Raw genomic sequence first — 22,087 nt, forward strand, 5'->3', positions numbered from 1 at the left:
TGCCGCCGATCGTCTCGTTTCGGGTTTTTGTGATGCGGCGCCCTTCCCGGTTGACGTCGCTGTTTGGAGACTGTGCTGACATCAGTCACCTACCGTTCGACCTGAGTAGGCCCTTTCAGGGCCGTATCGAAGGCTTACCTGCGTGGCGCCTTCGATACGCGGCGATGCCGCTACTCAGGTCGAACGGTGAGTGGCGACACACAACATCTGCCCCAGCCTCTTTGTTACTTCCTGCGGTGCTACACACTACAAAATCATTTACAGCAATTCATCATGCAGGCTGGCGTCACGCTTGACGAAGCCCCGCAAGGTATTGCGCGCGGCCGTTTCCACCGCGTCGATCAGGCGTTGCGTCACACCCTCGACCGGCTTGCCGAAAGGCGTGACCACGCCGAAATAGAAAGGAATCTCCACCGCCAGCGGCTTGACCACCATCCCCTCGATGGGCATGCCATAGGCCGTGGCCGGCTCCACCAGCGCCACCCCCAGTCCGGCGCGGGCGGCCATGATGGCGTTGAAGGAGGTATTGGTATCGATGGCCACATCCAGCAGGCTGTCTTCGCCCAGCGCCGTTTCCACGCGCTGGCGCAGGCGATAGCGGTTGGACATGGTGATGACGCGCTGCCCCCGCAGGGCCGCGCGGGTCAGCTTGTCGCGCGAGGCCAGCGGATGGTCGGCGCGCACCACCGCCACGCAGGGCGCTTCGCCGATCCAGTGCAGGTCCAGTCCGCGATGGGCTACCGGCAACGAGGTCAGCCCCAGGCTGACGGTACGGTGCAGGATGGCATGCACGACCTGCTCGGCCGAGGCACTGCGCAGGTGGATGTGTTCGGGGAAAGCATGTTGCTGTTGCAAGGACAGCAACTGCAAGGCCGCCGGGGCGATGGTCGAGGCCAGCGCGGGCGTGGCCACCAGGTGCAGCGGATGGACTTCCTCGCGGGCAATCTCCTGGGCGCGCTCGCGGATGCTGCGCAGGCCCACCAGGGAGCGCTCCACTTCCTCATACAGCAGGAAAGCCTTGGCCGTGGGCGTCACGCGCGGACCATTGCGGTCGAACAGGGCATAGCCCAGCTCTCCCTCCAGGTCGCCGATGGCCTTGCTCACCGCTGGCTGCGAGCGGCCCAGGCTGCGACCGGCACCGGTCACACTGCCCAGGGTCATGACCGCCGCAAAAGCTTCCAGCTGGTTGAGGTCCATCGAAATCGCTTTCCTTGATCAAAATGCTTGCATATGTTTTTCGAATTATAAGTTTGTCTGTATTCTATTTCAGTATAATAATTTTGTATAAGCTAATGCAGGGCGTGGAGATCGACCGGGAATCGCCGCCACGCCTGGCTAGGCAGCATTACCTGCATGCAACAGTGAAAAACATATATATAAATACGTCCAAAGTCGTTTTCCATATAAGGCGACCGGCGTAATGTAATGAGATATATGCTCACCTGAGCCGCCCCACCCCAAAAAACGCATCGCCTATCTGGACACCCCTGGACTTTCCGGAAATACCGTCATGAACGCCCCTGCTCCCTGTCGCCCGCCAGCCGACCTCCGCTTCCCCATCTATCTGGACTACGGCGCCACCACGCCGGTCGATCCGCAGGTCGCCCGTGTGATGTGCGACTTCCTGACCGACAAGTTCGGCAATGCCGCCAGCAGCTCCCATCCCTTCGGCTGGGAAGCGCGGCGCGCGGTGGAGCATGCACGCGCGCAGGTGGCAGGACTGGTTGGCGCGCAGCCCGGCGAGATCGTCTGGACCTCCGGCGCCACCGAATCCAACAACCTGGCCATCAAGGGTACGGCCCATGCCCTGCGCGCCCAGGGGCGCGGCAAGCACCTGATCACCGTCGCCACCGAGCACAAGGCCGTGCTGGACACCATGAACACGCTGGAGAAAGCCGGCTTCGACGTCACCTACCTGCAGCCGGGGGCCGACGGCCTGGTCACGCTGGAACAGTTCCGCGCGGCGCTGCGTCCGGACACGCTGCTGGCCTCGGTGATGTACGTCAACAACGAGATCGGCGTGATCCAGCCCATCGCCGCACTGGGTGAGCTGTGCGCCGAACGTGGCATCGTCTTCCACGTCGATGCGGTGCAGGCCGCCGGCAAGATCGTCATCGACCTGACCCGCCTGAAGGTGGACCTGATGTCCTTCTCGGCGCACAAGGTCTACGGCCCCAAGGGCATAGGCGCGCTGTATGTACGCCACAACCCGGCCCTCACGCTGGAAGCCCAGATCGACGGCGGCGGTCACGAGAACGGCATGCGCTCGGGCACCCTGGCCACCCACCAGATCGTGGGCATGGGCGAAGCCTTTGCCCTGGCCGGGCAATTGCTGGAGGAAGAAGGCCAGCGCATCCGCGCCCTGCGCGAGCGCCTGTGGGCCGGCCTGGCCGACCTGCCGGGCGTGCAACTCAATGGCAGCGCCACAGACCGCGTGCCGCACAACCTGAACGTAAGCTTCCCGCCCACCCGCTACGGCACGCTGGCCAGCCAGTTGCTGGGCATCGCCGTCTCGGCCGGATCGGCCTGTAACTCGGCGGCGGCAGCGCCCTCCTTCGTGCTGCTGGCCATCGGCCGCTCGCCGGAGGTGGCGCGCAATGCGGTGCGCTTCTCGCTGGGGCGCGGCACCACCGAGGCCGAGATCGACTACGTGGTGGCGACCGTACGCCAGATACTGGCGCACGAGGCCATCGACGGCGCGGCTTGAGCCCCGGCTAGTCCGGCAATGACATTCCCGCCCGCTGGGCGGGTCTCATTCATTTTTCTCATAAGCTAAAAACTTTTAGTACGTTCCCCGCCTAATAACTAAAAGTTAGACTTGATCAGTCCCTTTAAAACTGATCAACGTGATTCGCATCGAGCAACTCCACAAGACCTACCATGCCGGCCAGCGCGACATCATCGCCCTGCACGACATCAACCTGGATATCGCCCAGGGAGAAGTCTTCGGCATCATCGGCCGCTCCGGCGCCGGCAAGAGCACCCTGATCCGCACCCTGAACGTGCTGGAACGTCCCGACAGCGGGCGCGTCCTCATCGACGGTGAAGACATCACCGTACTGGGCCACGACGCCCTGCTGGGCCTGCGCCAGCGCATCGGCATGGTGTTCCAGCATTTCAACCTGCTCAACGCCAAGACGGTGGCACAGAACATCGACTGGCCGCTCAAGATCACCGGCCGCTACAGTCGCGAGGAACGCGCCGCGCGCGTGGACGAGCTACTGCAACTGGTGGGACTGGAAGCCCATCGCGACCAGTATCCCTCGCAACTGTCGGGCGGCCAGAAGCAGCGCGTGGGCATCGCACGCGCCCTGGCCAATACGCCGCGCCTGCTGTTGTGCGATGAAGCCACCTCCTCGCTGGACCCCGAAACCACCCAATCCATCCTGCGCCTGCTGCTGGAAATCAACCGCAAGCTGGGCCTGACCATCGTCCTGATCACCCACGAGATGGAAGTCATCCGCACCATCTGCGACCGCGTTGCCGTGCTGGACGCCGGATCGGTGGCCGAACAGGGCCGTGTGGTGGACATCTTCCTGCGTCCGCAGCACGCCGTCACCCGCGCGCTGCTGGCCGAAAGCCATGCCTATGAGGCCGGCGACAGCTTCTACCAGCGTCGCCCCGACGGCAAGCTGGTGCGCCTGACCTATGCCGGCGAGATCGCCGCGCAACCCATCCTGTCGCAACTGACGGCGGCCACCTCGGCGCTGGCCACCATCGTGCGCGGCACCGTCTCACGCATCAAGGACACGCCCTACGGCCAGTTGCTGGTCGAGTTTTCCGGCGGTGAAGCGGCGGTCAGCCAGGTGCTGGCACGCCTGCGCGACTCCGGCATCGATCATGAGGTGCTGGCATGATCGCGCTCAACAACCTGATCGACCTGTCGCAGATCGACTGGAGCGAAGTCTGGGACGCCACCGTGGAAACCCTGGCCATGACCGGTGGCTCGCTGTTCTTCACCATCCTGCTGGGACTGCCGCTGGGCATCCTGCTGTTCCTGACCAATCGCCGCCAGTTGCTGGAGCAGCGTGGCATCTACCTGGTGCTGTCGCTGCTGGTCAATGTGCTGCGCTCGGTGCCTTTCCTGATCCTGCTGATCGTGCTGATCCCCTTCACGCTTTGGTTGGTCGGGACCTCGCTGGGCGTGACCGGCTCCATTCCGCCCCTGGTGATCGGCACCGCACCCTTCTTTGCGCGCCTGACCGAAAGTGTCCTGCGCGAGATCGACCGCGGCATCATCGAAGCCTGTACCGCCATGGGCGCAAGGCGGCGCCAGATCATCTTCGGCGCACTGCTGCCGGAGGCGCTGCCTGGCCTGCTGGCGGCGGTCACCATCACCGCCATTACCCTGATGTCGTATGCCGCGATGTCGGGCGTGATCGGTGGCGGCGGCCTGGGTGACCTGGCCATCCGCTACGGCTACCAGCGCTTCCAGACCGAAGTGATGGTGGTGACGGTGTCCATCCTGGTGGTGCTGGTGCAGTTGCTGCAATTCTTTGGCGACCGCCTGGTGCTGCGTTTTACCCGCAAGTAAATCCCCGGGTGCAGGCTGACAAGGCAGGCACCCACGCGTTAGAGAACCGACGTACAACGTCAACTTTTATTAAAAGACTGGAGAAAACCATGATCCGCAAACTGATCCCTCACCTCTTCGCCGGCGCTGCGCTGGCCTTCTCCGTGGGCGCGCACGCCGCCGACAAGCTGGTGATCGCCGCCACCCCGGTGCCGCACGCCGAGATCCTGGAACACATCAAGCCGGTCCTGGCCAAGGAAGGCATCGACCTGCAGATCAAGGTCTTCACCGACTACGTACAACCGGCCGCGCAGACCAACGAGAAGCAGGTCGATGGCAACTTCTTCCTGCACCTGCCCTACCTGGAGCAGTTCAAGAAGAGCCACAAGAACGATATCGAAGTAGCCGTCGCCAAGGTCCACGTCGAGCCCTTCGCCGCCTATTCGCAGAAGTACAAGAAGGTGGCCGACATTCCTGAGGGCGCCACCATCGCCATCCCCAATGACCCGTCCAACTCCGGTCGCGCCCTGCTGCTGCTGGCCCGCAATGGCCTCATCAAGCTCAAGGACAGCTCCAACATCTCCTCGACCCAGAAGGACATCGTCGAGAACCCGAAGAAGCTGAAGTTCCGCGCCCTGGAAGCAGCGACCCTGCCGCGCGTGCTGAACCAGGTCGACGTCGCCCTGATCAACACCAACTATGCGCTGGAAGCCAAGCTGAACCCGGTCAAGGATTCGCTGTTCATCGAGGATGCCAATTCGCCCTACGCCAACCTGCTGGTGGCGCGCGAGGATAACAAGGACAGCGCCGCCATCAAGAAACTGGCCGCTGCCCTGAACTCGCCGGACGTCAAGAAGTTCATCGAAGAGAAGTACCAGGGCGCCATCGTCCCGGCCTTCTAAGCCTTACCCGGCAATACCCCTTCCTGTCGTTCCCTGCTCCTGGCAGCGCCGCGCAAGCGGCCCGCCAGGACGCGCCTCCCCCACCGGCCCGCGCCTACTGCGCCGCCGCTTTCACCTGTTTCAAGAATGTCGGATCCACGCCGGTCAGCTGCGCGGTGCGTCCGGCCACGCGTCCATCCGCATCGAGCAGGATCAGGTCGGTGCTGTGATTGAAATCGCCATTGGACAAGGCGCGATACTGCAGGCCCAGCACGGCAGCGAGCTTGCGCGTGGTGGCCGCATCGCTGCGCGCCAGCGTCCAGTGCGCCGGGTCGAGCGTGCGCTGCTGTGCGGTGCGCTTGAGCACGGCAACCGTGTCGCGCGCCGGATCGATGGTGATGAGCAGCACGCTCAATTTCGCCCGCTCCTGCGCGCTGAGTTTGGCCTCGGTATTGCGCAGCGCCTCCACCAGCATGGGACAGACAAATTCGCACGAGGTATAGAACATGCCCACCAGCACGGGCTGGCCGCGTTTCTGCGTGAGCGTGAAGTCGCGGCCCTCCTGGTCGGTGAGTTTGGCATTGAGCTGATAGACCGAATCGCCGGGCAGCGCGGCTGCGCCACTGGCAGCAGGATGCACCTCTGGCGTGGCTGCCGTGGCAGCCGCAGCCGTGAGGGCGGCAATGGCCAGGATCATGGCGGCAAGTCTGGATGTATTCATGGTGTCTCCCTGGAAGCAAGCGGGCGTACGCAGCGAAAGCCCAGGCTGCTGGTGCTGTCGGCGGCGCCCAAGGATGAAAGCAGTGCGATGCGCATCAGCACGGCGTAGTTCTCGCGTTGCTGCAGGCTGATGGCACCGGCACCACAGAACTGCAGTTTGTCGGGGTCATCCCCCGAGCGGCTGTCGGGACTGACCAGCAAGGCATTGAAGTCGTCGACCCATTCCCAGACCAGGCCATGCAGGTCGCGCACGCCATAGGCATTGGCCTCGCCGCCCACCTCGGGCGGCGCGCTGCTGGCCGGTCGGGCATACCAGTTGAGGATGCGTGCGCGCCAGGCGGGATCGTCACGGGCGTCACGACGGCGGGCGTCGGCGGCGGCCACGTATTCCCACTCCTGCCAGGTCGGCAGCCTCGCCCCTTCGGATTCGCAATAGGCCTGTGCCGCAAACCAGCTGACGTTGACGACTGGCTGGCGGCTGGCTGGACCGCTGGCGGGGGCTAAAGGCGTGGCCCAGTCCTTGAGGTAGCCATCGTCGGCAAAGGTGCGCGGGGCCTGCCCGCGCTGCCATTGCGGATGGGCGATCACGAAACTGCGGTACTCGCCCTGCGTCACCGGTGTGACCCGCATGTCAAACCCGTTCACCGGTGCCGGCACCTGGTCGGCATCGCCGTCCAGCACACTGCGCAGGGTACCGGCCGGAATCCCCACATAAGCGGGCACCTGGGCCTGTGCCAGCGCTGCACAGGCCAGGACAGCAAGGCCGACGCCCGCCAGACCACGTGTCACGGCATGGATCACGGCACGACTCAGTGCTCTGCCGCAGCCGCTGCGCCCGGCTTGGCCGCACGCTGCTTCTTGACGTCCTCGGCCGAGACACGTCCGCCCGGGTTGCCCCATTCGTTGGCCACGTAGGTGAGGATATTGGCGATCTCGTCGTCGTTGAGCTGGTTCATCGGCGGCATGACCGAGTTGTAGGCAACGCCATTGACGCTCACCTGGCCGTTGAGCCCATGCAGCACGGTCCTGATCGCACGGCTGTAGTCGGCGGCGAAGTAATCCGACTTGGCCAGTGGCGGGAACACGCCCGGCAGGCCGGCGCCATTGGACTGGTGACACACCGAGCAGGTACCCGCGAACAATGCCTTGCCGGCCTGTACCTGGTCCTGCAGCGTGAGCTTGCCGCTGGCGGCGTTGGCGGTCGCCGTGGCCACCGCGCTCAGGTTGGGCTGGGAGCGGTCACCCAGGTAGACGGAGTCGAGTTCCTTGCCCGAATAGATGGCCTTGTTTTCGGGACCATTGACCTTGAGGATGGCCAGCGCGCCCTTGTTGAAGGCCCGGAAGATGGAGTGATCGACCAGCACGTAACTGCCCGGTACCTTGGTACGGAACTCGACGATGGCCGCACCGCCAGCGGGAATCAGTGTGGTCTGCACATTCTTCTGGGCCAGCGATCCGCCTTCGAACTGCACCTTGTCGAAAATGGCGCCGATGACGTGGAAGCTCGATACCAGGTTGGGGCCGCCATTGCCCACGAACAGACGCACCGTCTCGTTGACCTTGGCGGTGATGGCCTTGTCACCGGTGAGCGCACCTTCGGCGCCGTTGAAGAGCACATAGGTGGGCCGTTCGTCGATGGCCTTTTCCATGTCGAAGGGCTGCTGGCCCTTTTCGCGGTACTTGCCGGTGGTGTAGAAGTCGCCCTGCATGACGTAGTACTCATGGTCGACCTTGCTCAAGCCCTGCGGCGGCTCCACCAGGATCAGGCCATACATGCCGTTGGCCACGTGCATGCCCACCGGCGCGGTGGCGCAGTGATAGACGTAGATGCCTTCATTCAGGGCCTTGAAGCTGAACTGCGACTCATGACCCGGCGCGGTGAAACTCGATGCGGCGCCACCACCCGGACCGGTCACGCCATGCAGGTCGATGTTGTGCGGCATCTTGCTGCTGGGGTTGTTCTTGAGGTGGAACTCCACCGTGTCGCCCTGGCGCACGCGGATGAAGCTGCCGGGCACGGTGCCACCGAAGGTCCAGAAGGTATAGGACACGCCTTCCGAAATGGGCATCTCCTTCTCGATCACTTCGAGGTCAACGATCACCTTGGCCGGATAATTGCGATTGGTCGGCGGCGGTACTTCAGGCGGGCTGGTGAGCACGGCGCGGATGGGGGCGCCTTGCGGCGGGCCGAAGTCTCCGCTGGCCTTGTCGGGGGTTGCCTTGTTGGCGGGCAGCGTTGCCGCCGTCACTGGCAGCATGCCGGCCAGTCCCACGGCCAGCATTGCGCCGGCCAGCGTTTGCTTGATCTTCAATCTCACGACGTTCTCCTTGGTGATTGGCGTCGATGGTCAGAGCCGATAAACATTCATGCAAAATGAATCTTCATGGTAAGAACTGCCGACCGGGAGTGAGTTGATACACATCAAGCAGGATGACTCGGTGCCTCAGCATGTTGGTGTTGGCGCCGCCATGCCCAGGCGGAGCCCAGCATCGTCAGCACGAACAGGGCGATGGCCACGGCATTGAGCAGCGCGCCGAGCGAACGCAGTCCGGGATGCCCCCACGCTCCGGCACAACGTAACGGCAGCGCGCCATGCAGCAGCGCCAGCGGCGCATAGAACCAGGGACCGAACAGCACTTTCACGCGCGCGACAGCAGGCAGGATGACCGGTGCATGGCCCATGACCATGCTCATCACGAAGCCCAGAGCGAGGGCATGCAAGGCCACGTCGCGCAGTGCGATCCCTTGCTCCAGCTCCAGGGCCTGCACCATCCAGGCCAGCCCCGACAGCATCAGCCAGCCGTAGCCGCTCAACAGGCACAGCGCCATGTAGCGGCTCAAGCCGTGCGTGCGCACGGTTCGCCGCGCCACGTCGAAGGTGACAAGCCAGAGCGCCAGCATCAGCAATGCCACCCCAAAGAGCAGGCAACCATGGCGCAGGTCGAACATCGCTGTCACCAGTCCTGCCAGCAGGCACAGGAGTGCCACCATCAACAGCGGACGCGACAGCGGGTGCCGTGGCATGAGCCGCGCCATCTCCAGCCGCTCGGCAGTAATGGTCAGCACCACGAAGGCGAACCACCACAGCAGCGCAAGCCCGGCATCCTGCTGCCAGGCGTACACGCCATTGCCCACCAGCCAGGCCAGCGAACCTGCGAACATCACCACCATGTGGGCCTGGGGCTGACGCGCCAGCAGCACCACGTTGACCGCCACGAAGCACAGCGCGGCGAGCACCCCGAACGCAGCCGCCAGGGGAAAGGACAGCGGGCCTGCGACCAGCAGCAGGCAAGCCCCCTGCGCCACGCCACACAGTGGCGCCAGGTAGGCCCAGCGCTGGCGCAAGGCGACCGCACGCTCCACTGCGATGACGCTGCCCAGGAAGGATGAAAGCATCAGCGCCGCATGCAGCACGGCGGCCCGCCCGATGAACTCACTACCCGCCAGGGGGAGGCCGATGGCTCCCGCACGCAGCAGACCACCCAGCACGGCCGCCACCAGCATGCCGCCCAGCACGATGGCAACACCCAGGCGCGCAGCAGTAGCAGCAGGCGAGGACATCACCACCCCATCAGGAGACGGGCCTTGGCGCTCAGGCGGGCAGGCTCCCAGGGCGGCTCCCAGACAAGCTGGAGGTCTACCGCGTAGCCATCGGGCAGCACCCGGCGCAACTCGCTGCCGGCATCATCCAGCACGACTTCCGACATGGGACAGGCCGGGCTGGTCATGGTCAGCCTGACCCGCACGACACCGTCGGCGATATCGATGCCATAGACCAGGCCCACATCGACGATGGACAGGGACAGTTCGGGATCGACCACGCGCGCCAGCGCCGCCCGTACCGGCCCTTCCAGTTCAGCCGGGCCGCGATAGGGAAATGGACAGGAATCTGCTTGCGTGGCATCCATGATGAAAAAGAAAAAGTAAGGCCGTCGCCCGCCCTCAGGCCGCGCGCTCCGGCCGCAGTTGCAGGATCTGGGCGAGCACGGTGCGGTTGCGCACCAGGTCGGCCAGGGTGTATTCGTCGAGCACCGCGTAGAAAGCCTCTGCCGCCTTCCTGAGCACGGCCTTGAGGCGGCAGGCATCGGTGATCACGCAGGTGTCGGCTTGCGTACCGAAGCATTCGGCGGGAACGGCCGGACCTTCGGTGGCCCGCACCACCTGGCCAATGCCGATCTCGACCGGTGGCATGCCCAGGCTCATCCCGCCGCCCTTGCCCCGGACCGTCATCAGCCAGCCCTGCTGGGCCAGGAAATGCACCACCTTCATCAGATGGCTTTCAGAGATATCGAAGATCCTGGCGATCTCGGCGATGGTGGCGCGCCGCTCGGGCTGCGCCGCCAGGTAGATCAGCACGCGCAGGCTGTAGTCGGTGAAGCTGGTCAGTTTCATGGCAATGCTCCAGGCAGGATGCTCAACGACGGGCGGCGGATGCCGGGGCCGCGCCCTTGATGCCCTGGCGCTTGTGACGACGCAGCAGGCCGATGGCGTAGCACGCCAGCATCAGCGAACCCGCGGCGAAGACGATGTCACCCGGCACGCGCAGCCACACCAGCGTTTCCATGACCTTCGAATGGACGATCTCGGGGGAGCGCGCAAACCACATGCCGCGGTCGATACTGGCCCAGGCCTGGTAGATGCCGGCCGGCAGCAGGGACATGAATACCATCATCGCCAGGCCGATGTTCATCCCCCAGTAGGCGGGCCTGAGCAAGCCATCGGCATGCAGGTCGCGGGCATAGAGGCCGCGCAGGCAGAACAGCATGAGCCCGATGCCCAGCATGCCGTAGACCCCGAACAGCGCCGCATGGCCGTGCGCCGGTGTCATGTTCAGACCCTGCACGTAGTACAGCGAGGCCGGCGGATTGATGGCAAAGCCCAGCACGCCCGCGCCCACCGTGTTCCAGAAGCCGACGGCCACGAAGCACAGGATCGGCCACCTGTAGGCCTGCATCCAGGGCGCGGCCTGGGCGCGGCGATAGGTCTGCAGGGCCTCCAGGCCGATCATGGCCAGCGGCACCACTTCCAGGGCGGAGAACACGGCCCCCACGGCGATGACCGAAGTCGGCGTGCCGGTGAAGTACAGGTGATGCAGGGTGCCCAGGATGCCGCCGAAGAGGAAGACGATGGTCTCGGCCACGATGGCACGGTTGGCCGTGACGGTACGCACCAGGCCCAGGCGGGTGAAGATCAGCGCCACCACGGCGGTCGCAAACACTTCGAAGAAACCTTCCACCCACAGGTGGACCAGCCACCAGCGCCAGTATTCGATCATCGAGTAATGGGTGTGCTGGCCCCACATCAGCGAGCTGGCATAGAAGCCGCCGATGCAGGTCGCCGACAGGAACACCATGGCGATCAGGCCACGGCTCTCCGAGGGCGTCCTGAGGGCGGGCCAGAGGGCGCGTCCCAGCAGGAGCAGCCAGAACAGCAGGCCCACGAACAGCAGGATCTGCCAGACGCGTCCCATGCTGGTGTATTCAAGACCCTGGTTGCCGATCCAGAAGCTGAAGTTGGCGCCGGCGTGCTCCAGACTGCCGTACCAGCCCGTGGCGGTTGAACCCACCACGATGGCGATCAAGGCCCAGAACAGCACATCCACCCCCAGTTTCTGGAAACGCGGCTCGCGGCCCGACAGCAAGGGCGCGATATACAGCCCCGTGGCCAGCCAGGCCGTGGCGATCCAGAAGATGCCCACCTGCGTGTGGACGGTACGGCTCACCACGTAGGGCAGCCACTGCGCCAGCGGAATACCGAAGAAGCCCTCGCCCTCGACCGCATAGTGGGCAGTGATGGCCCCCATGCCGACCTGCAGCAGGAGCAGGCCGATCACGGCAAAGAAATACTTGCGCGTGGCCTTCATGGACGGCGTCGCCACGGCATCGAGGAAGGGATCGGCCTTCAGCGGCGTGAGCGCGTCCTCGTGCTTCTGGCCGCCATGGAACCACACCATGGCCGCGATGCCGGCGATCAGCAGCACGATACTGGCCATGGACCACATGGCGGCTGGCACGCCCATCTCGTTGCCCACCAGCGGTTCGTGCGGCCAGTTGCTGGTGTAGGAAAGACCGGCCTCACCCGGACGGTCAGCCGCTGCAGCCCAGGACGACCAGAAGAAGAAGGCGCCCAGCGCCTTGCGGTCTGCGGCCTCCGGCAGGCTGCCGGCGGTCATGGCGTATTGCTCGCGCAACGCCTGCAGCGAGGGATCGCTGCCGAACAGGGCCTCGTAATGCGCGGCCGTGTCGCGGATGGCCTGCGCCCGCTCATTGGAGACGGTGAGGACCTGGGTGGAGGCGTCGTAGCCGTTGTGACGCATCTCGTCGCGCACGACGGCATCGACGCTCACGCGCTCCGAGGGCGTCAGTGCGGAGGATGCACTGGCAAACTTGCGCGAGCGCAGTTCGCGCAAAGCCACGGCCTCGCGATGCAGCCAGTCGGCCGACCAGTCCGGCGCGACGTAGGCGCCATGCCCCCAGACGGTACCCAACTGCTGACCGCCGGCGGACAGCCAGGCCTGCTGCCCGGCCTGGATCTGCTCGCCCGAATACAGCACTTCACCCTGCACCGACATCACGGCCTTGGGAATGGGCGGTGCCGACAGGTAGATCTGGTAACCCAGAAAGCCCAGCGCACCGAAGGAAAGAACGAAGATCAAGCCCAGCCAGCGCCAGAGCCTGTGATCTGATTTCATGGCGACTCCATAAGATTCATTTCAGATGAATCTATGGTAGGGCGCGGATTCTCTGGCAACTTTGCGCCAGATCAAGCAAAGCCGCCCGCAACCGTGGGTGGTGCGGACGGACTGCGAAGCGATGTATGCAGCCGCCGTAGGCTGCGTTATGACGACCGGCCGGTATCAGACGCCTGGCAATGTCATCGGACGAATGCGCGCCCTGATCGCAGGAAGCAATTCACGTTGCGCAACACGCACATCATATTCGGCCTGCAGGTTGAGCCAGAAGCGCGGATCCATCTTGAAATAGACCCCCAGGCGGACCGCCGTATCAACAGTAACGGGGCGCTTGCCGTTGATGATCTCGCTGATGCGCGACACCGGTACGTCAATATCTGACGCCACCCGGGCGCCCGTGCTGCCCATGGGCTTGATGAACTCTTCCAGCAGGATTTCACCCGGATGGATTTCGTCCAGTTTCTTTGCCATCGTTTTCTCCTAGTGATAATCCACGATTTCGACATCGTATACGCCGTCGGCAGTCCAACGAAAACAGATGCGCCATTGGTCACTGATACGGATACTGTGCTGACCTTTCCTGTTTCCCCGTAGCGCTTCAAGGTGATTGCCTGGCGGCACCCTCAGCGTCGCCAGCGTGGGCGCAGCATGAATCATCAGGAGCTTGCGGCGTGCGGCTCGTTCGATATTCCTGAACCGCTTCACCGGAATGCTCTCAAAGAGCAGCTCACTATCCGAGCAAGAGAATGAAAGGATCATCTGTGGAGGAATTTTATACCGTTAAACAGTTTCTGTTAAACAGAAACATATTGAGATAGCGCGGTAAATCCTAGCTGATCAGATATGGGGCTCGACCGAAGCCGTGAATTTATCCCATGGCGCTTGAAGATTTTTTGACCAGGTAATCGGGCGCGACCGGCTTATCAAGCAATGAGACAAGCCCAAGCTTGGTGAACCCACGCCCCAACTTCGCCCCCGGCTGCCCCGTCATCACCCGGCATCCACCGCCACCCCACCCGTCAGCGCACTGTCAGGCGCCCTCCCGGCTGGCACGCTCATTGCAGAACAGAAAGCTCCTGCCGTATCTTTTTCTCAAGGAGTTGTTGATGAAGTTTGCAAAACCGGCGCTGGCCGCTTCCCTGGGCCTGCTGGCCCTGCTGTCCCTGGCCGCCACCTCCGCCCGTGCCGATGCACTGGCTGACATCCACAAGAGCGGCGTGCTCAAGATCGCCGTGCCGCAGGACTTCGCGCCTTTCGGTTCGGTCAATGCCGACCTGCAGCTGCAGGGCCTGGACATCGACGTGGCCAAGCTGCTCGCCCAGAAGATGGGCGTGAAGGTGCAACTGGTGCCGGTGGCCAGCGCCAACCGCATCGCCTACCTGCAGACGCACAAGGCCGACCTGGTCATCTCCACCCTGGGCAAGAATGCCGAACGTGAAAAGGTGATCGATTTCTCGCAGGCCTATGCGCCCTACAACAACAGCGTCTTCGGCGTGGCGGCCATCAAGGTGGCCGGTCCGGCCGACCTGGCCGGCAAGACGGTGGGCGTGGCGCGCGGCACCTTCCAGGATCTGCAGCTGACCGACACCGCGCCCAAGAACACCACCATCAAGCGCTATGAGGACAACAACGCCATGATCTCGGCCTATGTCTCGGGCCAGGTACAACTGGTGGGAACGGGGGATTTCGTGGCCTATGCGCTGGCCGAGAAGGCACCGGACAACAAGCCGGTGCTGAAGTACATCATCAATGAATCGAGCTGCAGCGTGGGCTTGAACAAGGGTGAACCCGCCCTGCTGGCCAAGGTCAACGAGGTCATCACGGCCGCCAAGAAGAGTGGCGAACTCAATGGCATCGTGCAGAAATGGCTCAATGTGCCGCTGCCGCAGAAGATGGCGACCAGCTTCCAGTAAGCACTGCGTCCGGCCTGCAATCCACCGGCATGGCAGCTACGGCGCCATGCCGGTGAGGCCGCCCTCATCCAGGCAGTTTCTGCCACGCAGAATAGAGCGTGCTCTGGTCGAATTCCAGCATGTCCAGAGAGATGATTTCCCCCGCGGCCACATCGACCTTGAGTCGGCGATTGGCCGCCAGGTAGAACGGTGCGTGGATGCGATGCGCTTGCGCCGCCGGCAGCAGCAAGGGCTTCATGCCATCGATGTTGTGATGATGGCCGCCCATGCGCAGCACTTCTCCCGCCTTGAACGCGCGCTGCGTCTGTGCCGCCATGACCGCATGCACCTCTTGCGTGGTGCTGCCCGAGGCTCGTCCGTGCAGTACGGCCGAGAACAGGCTGATCGGTGTCTCCAGGCCCATCAGGTGATACGGCAGGTAGATGCAGGCGTACTTGCCATTGCGCCCCAGCACGTGGCCCTTCTGGCCCAGCGTCTGCCACACCTCGTGGTCGGTACAGCGCACCACCACGAAGACGCCGCCACCGAAGCTGGCTTCGTCCGGAAGACGCAGGCAGTTGAAGACATCGACCACGCCTTCGCGGTCGAGGATGCCGCCGTCGGCGCGCGGAATGAAGATATCGGCCAGCTCCGAGATGCGGCACAGCGGATAGCTCAGCGCATCGCAGGCCGGCGTGAGGCCGGTGGAATTGGCTACCACGTTCATCTCGCAATAGTCGGGCGTGGCACTCTGCGGCAAGGCGCTGATGGCCTGGCTGCGTTGCTGCAGGCGCGCCGCCGTGTCGCCCTCCAGGGTCAGCAAGCCCGACAGGGCCGGCACCTGGTGGCGCTGATCGGTATAGGCCAGCTCGCCCGAGGCCGGATTGTAGATGTAGTCGTATTCGCTGGACTTGCCCGCGGCCACCACCTCGAAGCCCAGCACGCGGGCCCAGGTCACCAGTCCGATCAGGTTGCTGGGCTGGTCGCCATCGGCGGTGGTGTAGACCACCTTGCGCTCGCAGGCCAGGGCATTGAGGTAAGGACCGACGACGGCATCGGTTTCCTTGCTGACCATGGCCACATGGACGCCGTGCTCGATGGCGTTGATGGCGATCTGGGCACTGATATCGGGGTTGCCGGTGGCTTCCACCACGATATCCAGCGCAGCCGCATCGAGCAGGCGGTAGTCGCTCACCAGGGCGGTCTGGTCCTGTTCGTTGGCGGCGCGCACGGCGGCGGCGTCATGGCAGATCGCCAGGCGCTCCGGGGCGTAACCGAGTTCGATCAGCATGGCGCGCGTGCCTTCCACGTCCAGGTCGCACAGGGCGGCCACGCGCAGGCTCTTGATGTGACGGCATTGCACCAGCAGCGAACGGCCGAAGCCGCCCTTGGCGCCGGTCAGGGCGATGCTGATGGCACGGTGTTGCAGTTCCTGGAAAAGAAGTTCGTAGTTCATGAGGGTCTGTGCTTTCTATGTCGAAAAGACGGTATCCGTATCGGGAGCAGCGTCGATCCGGGGATCAATGGAGGAAGGCGTCGATCAGCAACACCCCGGCCAGGCCGATGAGCGATTGCAGGGACACCAGCAAGGTCCAGCTCTTGAGCGTTTCCGACACGCTCAACTTGAAATATTCCTTGAACAGCCAAAAGCCCGAATCATTGAGGTGCGACAGCATCAGGCCGCCCGAACTGGTGGCCAGCACCAGCAGCTCCAGGCTCACGTGCGGATCGGCCGCGGCCAGCGGGGCGACGATGCCGGCGGCCGTGACAGTGGCTACCGTGGCCGAACCGATGGCCACGCGGATCAGGGCGGCGATGGCCCAGCCCAGGATCAGGGGATTGATCTGCCAGGTCACTGCCCAGTGGGCGATCAAGTCGCTGACATGGGTCGCCACCAGCATTTCCTTGAGGCCACCACCGGCGCCCAGGATCAGGATCACACCCGCCGCCGGCGCCAGGCTCTTGCCCAGGATCTTCTGGATCTGCGTGAGCGAGAAGCCACTGCGCACGCCCAGCGCATAGAAGGCAAAGAGCACGGCGATGAGCAGCGAGACAATGGGATCGCCCACGAACTCCAGCCAGCGATGGGCCATGCCGTGGCTATCGACCAGATTGCGCCCGAAGGTCCGCAGCATCATCAGGCCCGGCGGCAGCAGCACGGAGATCAGCACCAGCGGCAGTGAGGGTAGACGACGCGCTTCGGCTGGCGCGGCGGCGGCCGGTTCGACAGCGACATCAGTGGCAGCCGAGGCCGAGGCCGGAAACCAGCGCATGATGAAGGAGGTGAACAGCGGCCCCGAGAGGATGGCCATCGGCACCGCGATCAGGAATCCGTAGAAGATGGTCTTGCCCGCGTCGGCGTGATAGGCCGCCATGGCCAGCGTGGGCGAGGGATGCGGTGGCAGCAGGCCATGCGAGACATACAGGCCCGCAGCCAGCGGCACGCCGATGCGCAGGATGTAGCTGTTGGTGCGACGCGCGATCACGAAGGCCAGCGGCACCAGCATCACGAAGCTGACGTCGAAGAGGTGCGGCAGGCCGATCAGCAGGGCCGCCGCGCAGATGGTGGTGGGAATCCAGCGCTGCGAGCCCAGGCCCACGAAGGCATTGGCGATCTTGTCGGCGCCGCCCGACTCCAGCAACAGGCCACCGAGCATGCTGCCCAGGCCGACCACCAGGCCCACCGAACTGAGGATGCCGCCGAAGCCCTTCTGGAAACTCTTGACGGTATCCACCGGGGAGACCCCGCTGGCGATGCCCAGGAAGCCGGCGGCCAGGATCAGCGCCAGGAAAGGATGGAAACGCAGGCGCGTAATGAGCAGAATCAGTAATAAAATCGCCAGCACCGGGCTGACCAGGGGCATGAACATTGTCTCTCTCCCGCTTGGAGTATGGTTTTACAAACGTATGATGTGCGGTTGCCGCGGATCGGGCGGCGCGACAAATGGTATACCAAAATTTATTTTTGGCGATTTATTTTTTATATTTTATTTCAAGTCATTGATTTTATTGATTAAATGAATAATCCTATTTGGAATACCAAATAGACATCAATGCGCAAAAGAAGAAAGCCGGGAACAGACATGGCGCAGCAAGGCAAGCACACCGTCGGCAGTGGCAAGACGGCTATCGAAGAACAGGAAGAACGGCACGAAGACCGCCAGGAGGCGGCTGGAGAGCTGCTCTCGGAGCAATTGGCCGAGCAGTTGCGCAACCAGATCGTCACCGACGAACTCAAGCCCGGCACGCCCCTGCGCGAGCGCACGCTGGCCGAGCAATTGCAGGTATCGCGCACGCCCTTGCGCGATGCGCTCAAGATCCTGGCCGCCGATGGCCTGGTCAAGCTGCTGCCCAACCGCGGCGCGGTGGTGGCCGAGCTGACGCCGCAGCAGATCGAGGAAAAGCTGGACGTACTGGGCGTGATCGAGGAATTCGCCGCCGTGCGCGCCTGCCAGTTCGCCACCGACCAGGAAGTGGCCGAACTGCGCGCGCTGCACCACGAGATGCTGGCGGCCTACGAGCGGCGCGACCGCATCAGCTATTTCCACCTGAACCAGCGCATCCATCGCGGCATCGTCCAGGCCGCGCGCAACGATACGCTGGCCGAGGTGCATGGCCAGTTGAACCGGCAGCTGTATCGCTACCGCTATCAGGGCAGCGTGAGTTCAGAGATATGGCATACCGCCATCGATGAGCACCAGGTCATCATCGACCTGCTCAGCCGGCGCCAGGCGCAGGAGCTGGGCCAATACCTGCGCCGCCACGTCCACCGGACGTGGGAGCAGTTGCTGGGTACTCCCTGATCAGGAAGCCGCGACGCGCTGGCCCGGGAGCAGCGACACCCCCGCTGGCGACAAGCTATCGGCCACCAGCACGGCCGTGGCCGTCGCCGGTGCCGACGCACTTTCCACCGCAAAGACGCTGACCAGCTCGGTGAGCCTGCCGGCCTGGCTGCGCATGGAGGCTGCCGCCGCCGCGGCCTGCTCGACCAGGGCGGCATTCTGCTGGGTCACATCGTCGAGCTGGGCGATGGCATCGTTGACCTGCTGGATACCCTCGCTCTGCTCGGCGCTGGCCACGCTGATCTCGTTGACGATGGCACTGACCTGCTGCACGCTCTGCACCACCCGCGTCATGGTGCTGCCGGCCTGCTCCACCAGGGTGCTGCCGGCATCGACCTTGGTCACCGAGTCATCGATGAGCGCCTTGATTTCACGGGCGGCGGCGGCCGAACGCTGGGCCAGCGAACGCACTTCCGAGGCCACCACGGCAAAGCCGCGTCCCTGCTCGCCGGCACGGGCCGCTTCCACGGCCGCGTTCAGGGCCAGGATATTGGTCTGGAAGGCGATGCCATCGATCACGCTGATGATGTCGACGATCTTGCGCGAGGAGGCATTGATATCCGACATGGTCTGCACCACCCGCCCCACCACCGCCCCACCCTCGCCGGCAATGCCGGACGCGGTCGCCGCCAGGCGACTGGCCTCATGGGCGTGATCGGTATTGGTGCGCACGGTGGAGATCAGCTCTTCCATGGCCGAGGCGGTTTCTTCCAGGGCGCCGGCCTGCTGTTCGGTGCGCGCCGAGAGATCCTGGTTGCCTTCGGCAATTTCGCCCGAGGCCGTGCCGATGGCATCGGTGCCCTGGCGCACGCGCGCGACGATGTCGCGCAGGCGGGTACTCATGTCCTGCAGCGACGTTAGCAACTGCCCGACCTCGTCGCGCGAACTGACCGTGATCCGGGCGGTGAGATCCCCCGCCGCGACGCGCTGCGACAGGGCCACCGCCTGCCTGAGCGGTGCCACGATGCTGCGAGTGAGCAGCCAGGCGCACAGCACGCCGAAGGCCAGTGCGGCCGCTTCCAGCCCCATCAGCAGCAGGCGGCTTTGACGGGCCAGGCTGACGATGTTCTCGGAGGCGAGATCGATCTCTTCCTGCTCGGCCTGCTGCAGCTTGCGCATGACGGCCTGGTACTTCTTGGACAGCGGCATGAATTCCTGGATCAGCACGCTGCTGGCCGCATCCTGCTCACCGGTGGACTTCAGATCCATCATCTTCAGGTAGACCGTCTTGTAAGCCTTCTGCAATTCGGCAATCTCGCCATACAGGGCTTGCTCGGCGGGCGTATCGAGCATGGGCGCCAGCTCCTTCTGGATGTCCGCACTCTCCTTGACCGAGGCCAGCTCCTCGTTGAGGAAATAGTTGTTCAGGGTCAGATCGGTGCTGCGCGACATCGCCACCGTACGCAGGATGGCCGCGCGCAGGTTGCCGTACCAGGCCGAGATCAGGCGCTCCTTGCGCACCGACTGGCTGACCATGTCCTGCGTCACCCCCGCGACCACGTCAAGACGCCACACGGCTATGCCCATGACCAGGACCGACAATGCCAATACCAAGGCGAAACCGGCGGCCAGACGGCTGCCGATGCGCAGGTTCCCAACGACCTTCATGATGAATTCCCCTGTGATGATGCATGCACGGCGGCCGCCCCCTAGGCCGCCGCTCGCGGTGATTTCCAGCAAGAAACGTACCCGCACGAGATAGACGAAAAAAAGGGCCACAGCGCCGGCAGCGATGTGGCCCCTGGGCTGGACGCCCGATGCGACTGGCGGCTCCGCGCCCGCTTACTGGTAGGTCGTGGCGATCTTCTCCGGCAGCGGGACGTTGAGCCATTTCTTGACGATGCCATTGAGCTCGCCGCTCTTCTTGGAGGCGGTCAGGGCATCGTTGACCTTGGCCATCAGGGCGGGCTCGCCCTTGTTCATGCCGACGTAGCAGGTCGAGACATTGATGATGTACTTCAGCAGCGGCTTGTTGGTAGGCGTCTTCTCGGCCAGGGCATAGGCCACGAAGTCGCCGGTGCCGACGATCTGCACCTGGCCCGAGACATAGGCCGAGATCAGGCCGTTGTTATCCTCGTAGCGCTTGATGGTGGTGCTCTTGGGCACGCTATCGGTGAGCATCAGGTCCTCAAAGGTGCTGCGCGCCACCCCCACGGTCTGGTTGGCCAGGTCGGCCGGACCGGCAACCTTGATGGCGGCCACGCCGAAGACGCTGTTGTTGTAGGGCGCATAGCCTTGCGAGAAGTCCATGACCTTCTCGCGCTCGGCGTTCTTGCCCAGGGTAGAGATGATCAGGTCGATCTTGTGCGTCTGCAGGAAGGCCATGCGGCTGGAAATGGGCACCGGCACCAGTTCGGCCTTCACGCCCAGGCCCTTGCCCACCAGCTTGGCGACCTCGATGTCGAGGCCCTGCAGCTGCAGCTCGGAATTGACCGAACCATAGGGCGCGAAGTCCTGTGGCACACCGATCTTGACCACGCCAGCCTTCTGGATATCGGCCAGCGTATCGGCCATGGCCTGGCCCGCGAATGCGGCCATCAGGCCCAGGGATGCCGCCACTGCTGTCTTGACCAACTTCATGATTGTTCCTCGTCGTCTGGTATTGTTGGAACGGGCAAGCCGTATCGAAACTAACTAATTCCCCTTTTCGTCGGGCGTGCGACAAATGCATCTGAATCGCTGCACAGCACGCCCATGCCCCCGCAAGGCAGTGCAAGGAGCATGCCAGCAACACTCACCGCAATGGCGCACGAGGGCGGCAACGCCAGCAGCAAGCCGGGTCTCGGGGGGTGGTCGTGAGCGATTGTCAGGCATGGACGGCAAGCGCTCATGGACTTAGTTTTTTTGCTTTGCGTCATCATGCCGCAAGCCTTTGTCCGCCGAGGAATACGGCGGACACAGGCGGCCTGGCAGGCCGGCAGGAAAATTAGATTATTGCGAAGCATTCCCGTTGGGACAGGTACCAAGGCCCTACGCCTGCGGCGTCCAGCGATGCGGCGCTGCCCAAAGTGTCAGGAAATCCGACGTTGCGATCACGCCAAAACGAAAAATCTCTTTCCCATGATGTAAGAGATCGACGAGAAAATACGTAAAATCGAAAAAATAAACTCTAAACTTTTTCAGATAAAAGTTATATTGCCGCATTCCCCGAGAATCCATTTGACCACCAGACCAATCATTAGGGAGATCCCCATGCCAAGGCGCGCCAAACAAATGCCAGAACCCGTCGTCGTCGTCCCGCCCCGTTTCATCACCGAACCCGATGGTTTCATCAATGTGCCGGTCAGCAAGAAGACCCGCGAGGAAATCCACCACCTCAAGAAAAGCATGAAGGTCACCAGCCAGGCCGAAGTGATCGAAAAGGCCGTGGCCATCGTGCGCGCCATCGACATCGCCGCCAAGGGCGGCAACTGAGCCAGTCCGGCCGCGGCATCCTTGCCGCGGCCATCACCGCCCTACCGGATGGGTGCCGGGCGTACTTCTCCGTCCTGGCCAAAACCATATAAACAATTCACTCAATAATTCATGGCAGGCTGGCAGCTTGTCC

Annotated in this window: 21 protein-coding genes; 7 read left to right on the top strand and 14 right to left on the bottom strand. The window is 63.6% G+C overall.

Annotated elements, in window-relative coordinates; translation table 11 throughout:
- Nucleotides 1–258: 258 nt before the first annotated feature.
- Nucleotides 259–1,197 carry a LysR family transcriptional regulator gene (locus ACIPHN_RS05845; RefSeq protein WP_400434110.1) on the bottom strand — a complete coding sequence of 313 codons (939 nt, stop codon included), beginning with the start codon at nt 1,195–1,197 and terminating at the stop codon, nt 259–261.
- 313 nt (nt 1,198–1,510) lie between these two features.
- On the opposite strand from ACIPHN_RS05845, the gene ACIPHN_RS05850 reads away from it, so the two are divergent.
- The 4 genes from ACIPHN_RS05850 to ACIPHN_RS05865 all read left to right on the top strand — a co-directional run bounded on the left by ACIPHN_RS05850 (nt 1,511) and on the right by ACIPHN_RS05865 (nt 5,415).
- On the top strand, nt 1,511–2,707 hold the full coding sequence (locus ACIPHN_RS05850; protein WP_400434112.1) for an aminotransferase class V-fold PLP-dependent enzyme: 1,197 nt from the start codon (nt 1,511–1,513) through the stop codon (nt 2,705–2,707).
- 139 nt (nt 2,708–2,846) lie between these two features.
- Complete coding sequence (locus tag ACIPHN_RS05855; RefSeq protein ID WP_400434113.1) at nt 2,847–3,857, top strand: methionine ABC transporter ATP-binding protein; 1,011 nt, start codon at nt 2,847–2,849, stop codon at nt 3,855–3,857.
- Nucleotides 3,854–4,534: a methionine ABC transporter permease gene (locus ACIPHN_RS05860; RefSeq protein WP_400434115.1), complete on the top strand. Its 681-nt coding sequence runs from the start codon at nt 3,854–3,856 to the stop codon at nt 4,532–4,534. Before ACIPHN_RS05855 ends, ACIPHN_RS05860 begins: the two co-directional genes overlap by 4 nt.
- A gap of 89 nt (nt 4,535–4,623) precedes the next feature.
- Nucleotides 4,624–5,415, top strand: a complete 792-nt coding sequence (locus tag ACIPHN_RS05865) for a MetQ/NlpA family ABC transporter substrate-binding protein (RefSeq protein ID WP_400434117.1) — start codon at nt 4,624–4,626, stop codon at nt 5,413–5,415.
- Nucleotides 5,416–5,509: 94 nt separating this feature from the next.
- Here the strand turns inward: ACIPHN_RS05865 and ACIPHN_RS05870 are convergent, their stop codons facing one another.
- The 9 genes from ACIPHN_RS05870 to ACIPHN_RS05910 all read right to left on the bottom strand — a co-directional run bounded on the left by ACIPHN_RS05870 (nt 5,510) and on the right by ACIPHN_RS05910 (nt 13,565).
- Nucleotides 5,510–6,115: an SCO family protein gene (locus ACIPHN_RS05870; protein WP_400434119.1), complete on the bottom strand. Its 606-nt coding sequence runs from the start codon at nt 6,113–6,115 to the stop codon at nt 5,510–5,512.
- Nucleotides 6,112–6,915 (bottom strand): formylglycine-generating enzyme family protein, encoded by an 804-nt coding sequence (locus ACIPHN_RS05875; RefSeq protein ID WP_400434121.1) that lies wholly within the window; start codon nt 6,913–6,915, stop codon nt 6,112–6,114. Before ACIPHN_RS05875 ends, ACIPHN_RS05870 begins: the two co-directional genes overlap by 4 nt.
- 8 nt (nt 6,916–6,923) lie before the next feature.
- Nucleotides 6,924–8,396: a copper-containing nitrite reductase gene (gene nirK / locus ACIPHN_RS05880; protein ID WP_400434663.1), complete on the bottom strand. Its 1,473-nt coding sequence runs from the start codon at nt 8,394–8,396 to the stop codon at nt 6,924–6,926.
- Between the two features lie 140 nt (nt 8,397–8,536).
- Nucleotides 8,537–9,676, bottom strand: coding sequence for a hypothetical protein (locus tag ACIPHN_RS05885; protein ID WP_400434122.1), 1,140 nt, complete (start codon nt 9,674–9,676; stop codon nt 8,537–8,539).
- Nucleotides 9,676–10,023: a metal-sulfur cluster assembly factor gene (locus ACIPHN_RS05890; RefSeq protein WP_400434123.1), complete on the bottom strand. Its 348-nt coding sequence runs from the start codon at nt 10,021–10,023 to the stop codon at nt 9,676–9,678. Before ACIPHN_RS05890 ends, ACIPHN_RS05885 begins: the two co-directional genes overlap by 1 nt.
- 34 nt (nt 10,024–10,057) lie before the next feature.
- Entirely contained in the window at nt 10,058–10,507 is a 450-nt protein-coding gene (locus tag ACIPHN_RS05895) for an Rrf2 family transcriptional regulator (RefSeq protein ID WP_400434125.1), read from the bottom strand.
- A gap of 22 nt (nt 10,508–10,529) precedes the next feature.
- Nucleotides 10,530–12,806 carry a nitric-oxide reductase large subunit gene (locus ACIPHN_RS05900; RefSeq protein ID WP_400434127.1) on the bottom strand — a complete coding sequence of 759 codons (2,277 nt, stop codon included), beginning with the start codon at nt 12,804–12,806 and terminating at the stop codon, nt 10,530–10,532.
- A gap of 165 nt (nt 12,807–12,971) precedes the next feature.
- A complete protein-coding gene (locus ACIPHN_RS05905) occupies nt 12,972–13,277 on the bottom strand; it encodes a HigA family addiction module antitoxin (RefSeq protein WP_400434129.1) in 306 nt (101 codons plus the stop codon).
- A 9-nt stretch (nt 13,278–13,286) separates the two neighbouring features.
- The gene (locus ACIPHN_RS05910; protein ID WP_400434131.1) at nt 13,287–13,565 is read right to left on the bottom strand and encodes a type II toxin-antitoxin system RelE/ParE family toxin; all 279 of its coding nucleotides are present in this window, start codon (nt 13,563–13,565) and stop codon (nt 13,287–13,289) included.
- Nucleotides 13,566–13,912: 347 nt separating this feature from the next.
- Here ACIPHN_RS05910 and ACIPHN_RS05915 point away from each other — a divergent pair, with 347 nt between their 5' ends.
- Nucleotides 13,913–14,719 carry a transporter substrate-binding domain-containing protein gene (locus ACIPHN_RS05915; protein WP_400434133.1) on the top strand — a complete coding sequence of 269 codons (807 nt, stop codon included), beginning with the start codon at nt 13,913–13,915 and terminating at the stop codon, nt 14,717–14,719.
- 64 nt (nt 14,720–14,783) lie between these two features.
- Here ACIPHN_RS05915 and ACIPHN_RS05920 read toward each other — a convergent pair whose 3' ends face one another.
- Together ACIPHN_RS05920 and ACIPHN_RS05925 are read right to left on the bottom strand one after the other, a co-directional pair.
- Complete coding sequence (locus ACIPHN_RS05920) at nt 14,784–16,154, bottom strand: NAD(P)H-dependent oxidoreductase (protein ID WP_400434135.1); 1,371 nt, start codon at nt 16,152–16,154, stop codon at nt 14,784–14,786.
- A gap of 64 nt (nt 16,155–16,218) precedes the next feature.
- Entirely contained in the window at nt 16,219–17,568 is a 1,350-nt protein-coding gene (locus ACIPHN_RS05925) for a gluconate:H+ symporter (protein WP_400434137.1), read from the bottom strand.
- A 213-nt stretch (nt 17,569–17,781) separates the two neighbouring features.
- Between ACIPHN_RS05925 and ACIPHN_RS05930 the strand changes: the two genes are divergently transcribed.
- The gene (locus ACIPHN_RS05930) at nt 17,782–18,501 is read left to right on the top strand and encodes a GntR family transcriptional regulator (RefSeq protein WP_400434139.1); all 720 of its coding nucleotides are present in this window, start codon (nt 17,782–17,784) and stop codon (nt 18,499–18,501) included.
- On the opposite strand, the gene ACIPHN_RS05935 is transcribed toward ACIPHN_RS05930, so the two are convergent.
- A complete protein-coding gene (locus tag ACIPHN_RS05935) occupies nt 18,502–20,148 on the bottom strand; it encodes a methyl-accepting chemotaxis protein (protein WP_400434141.1) in 1,647 nt (548 codons plus the stop codon).
- A 174-nt stretch (nt 20,149–20,322) separates the two neighbouring features.
- Nucleotides 20,323–21,120: a transporter substrate-binding domain-containing protein gene (locus ACIPHN_RS05940; protein WP_400434143.1), complete on the bottom strand. Its 798-nt coding sequence runs from the start codon at nt 21,118–21,120 to the stop codon at nt 20,323–20,325.
- A 633-nt stretch (nt 21,121–21,753) separates the two neighbouring features.
- On the opposite strand from ACIPHN_RS05940, the gene ACIPHN_RS05945 reads away from it, so the two are divergent.
- A complete protein-coding gene (locus tag ACIPHN_RS05945) occupies nt 21,754–21,954 on the top strand; it encodes a hypothetical protein (RefSeq protein WP_400434145.1) in 201 nt (66 codons plus the stop codon).
- Nucleotides 21,955–22,087: the final 133 nt, after the last annotated feature.

Source organism: Herbaspirillum sp. NPDC087042, assembly GCF_044745245.1.
In the GTDB taxonomy this organism is placed as follows: Bacteria; Pseudomonadota; Gammaproteobacteria; order Burkholderiales; family Burkholderiaceae_D; genus Herbaspirillum.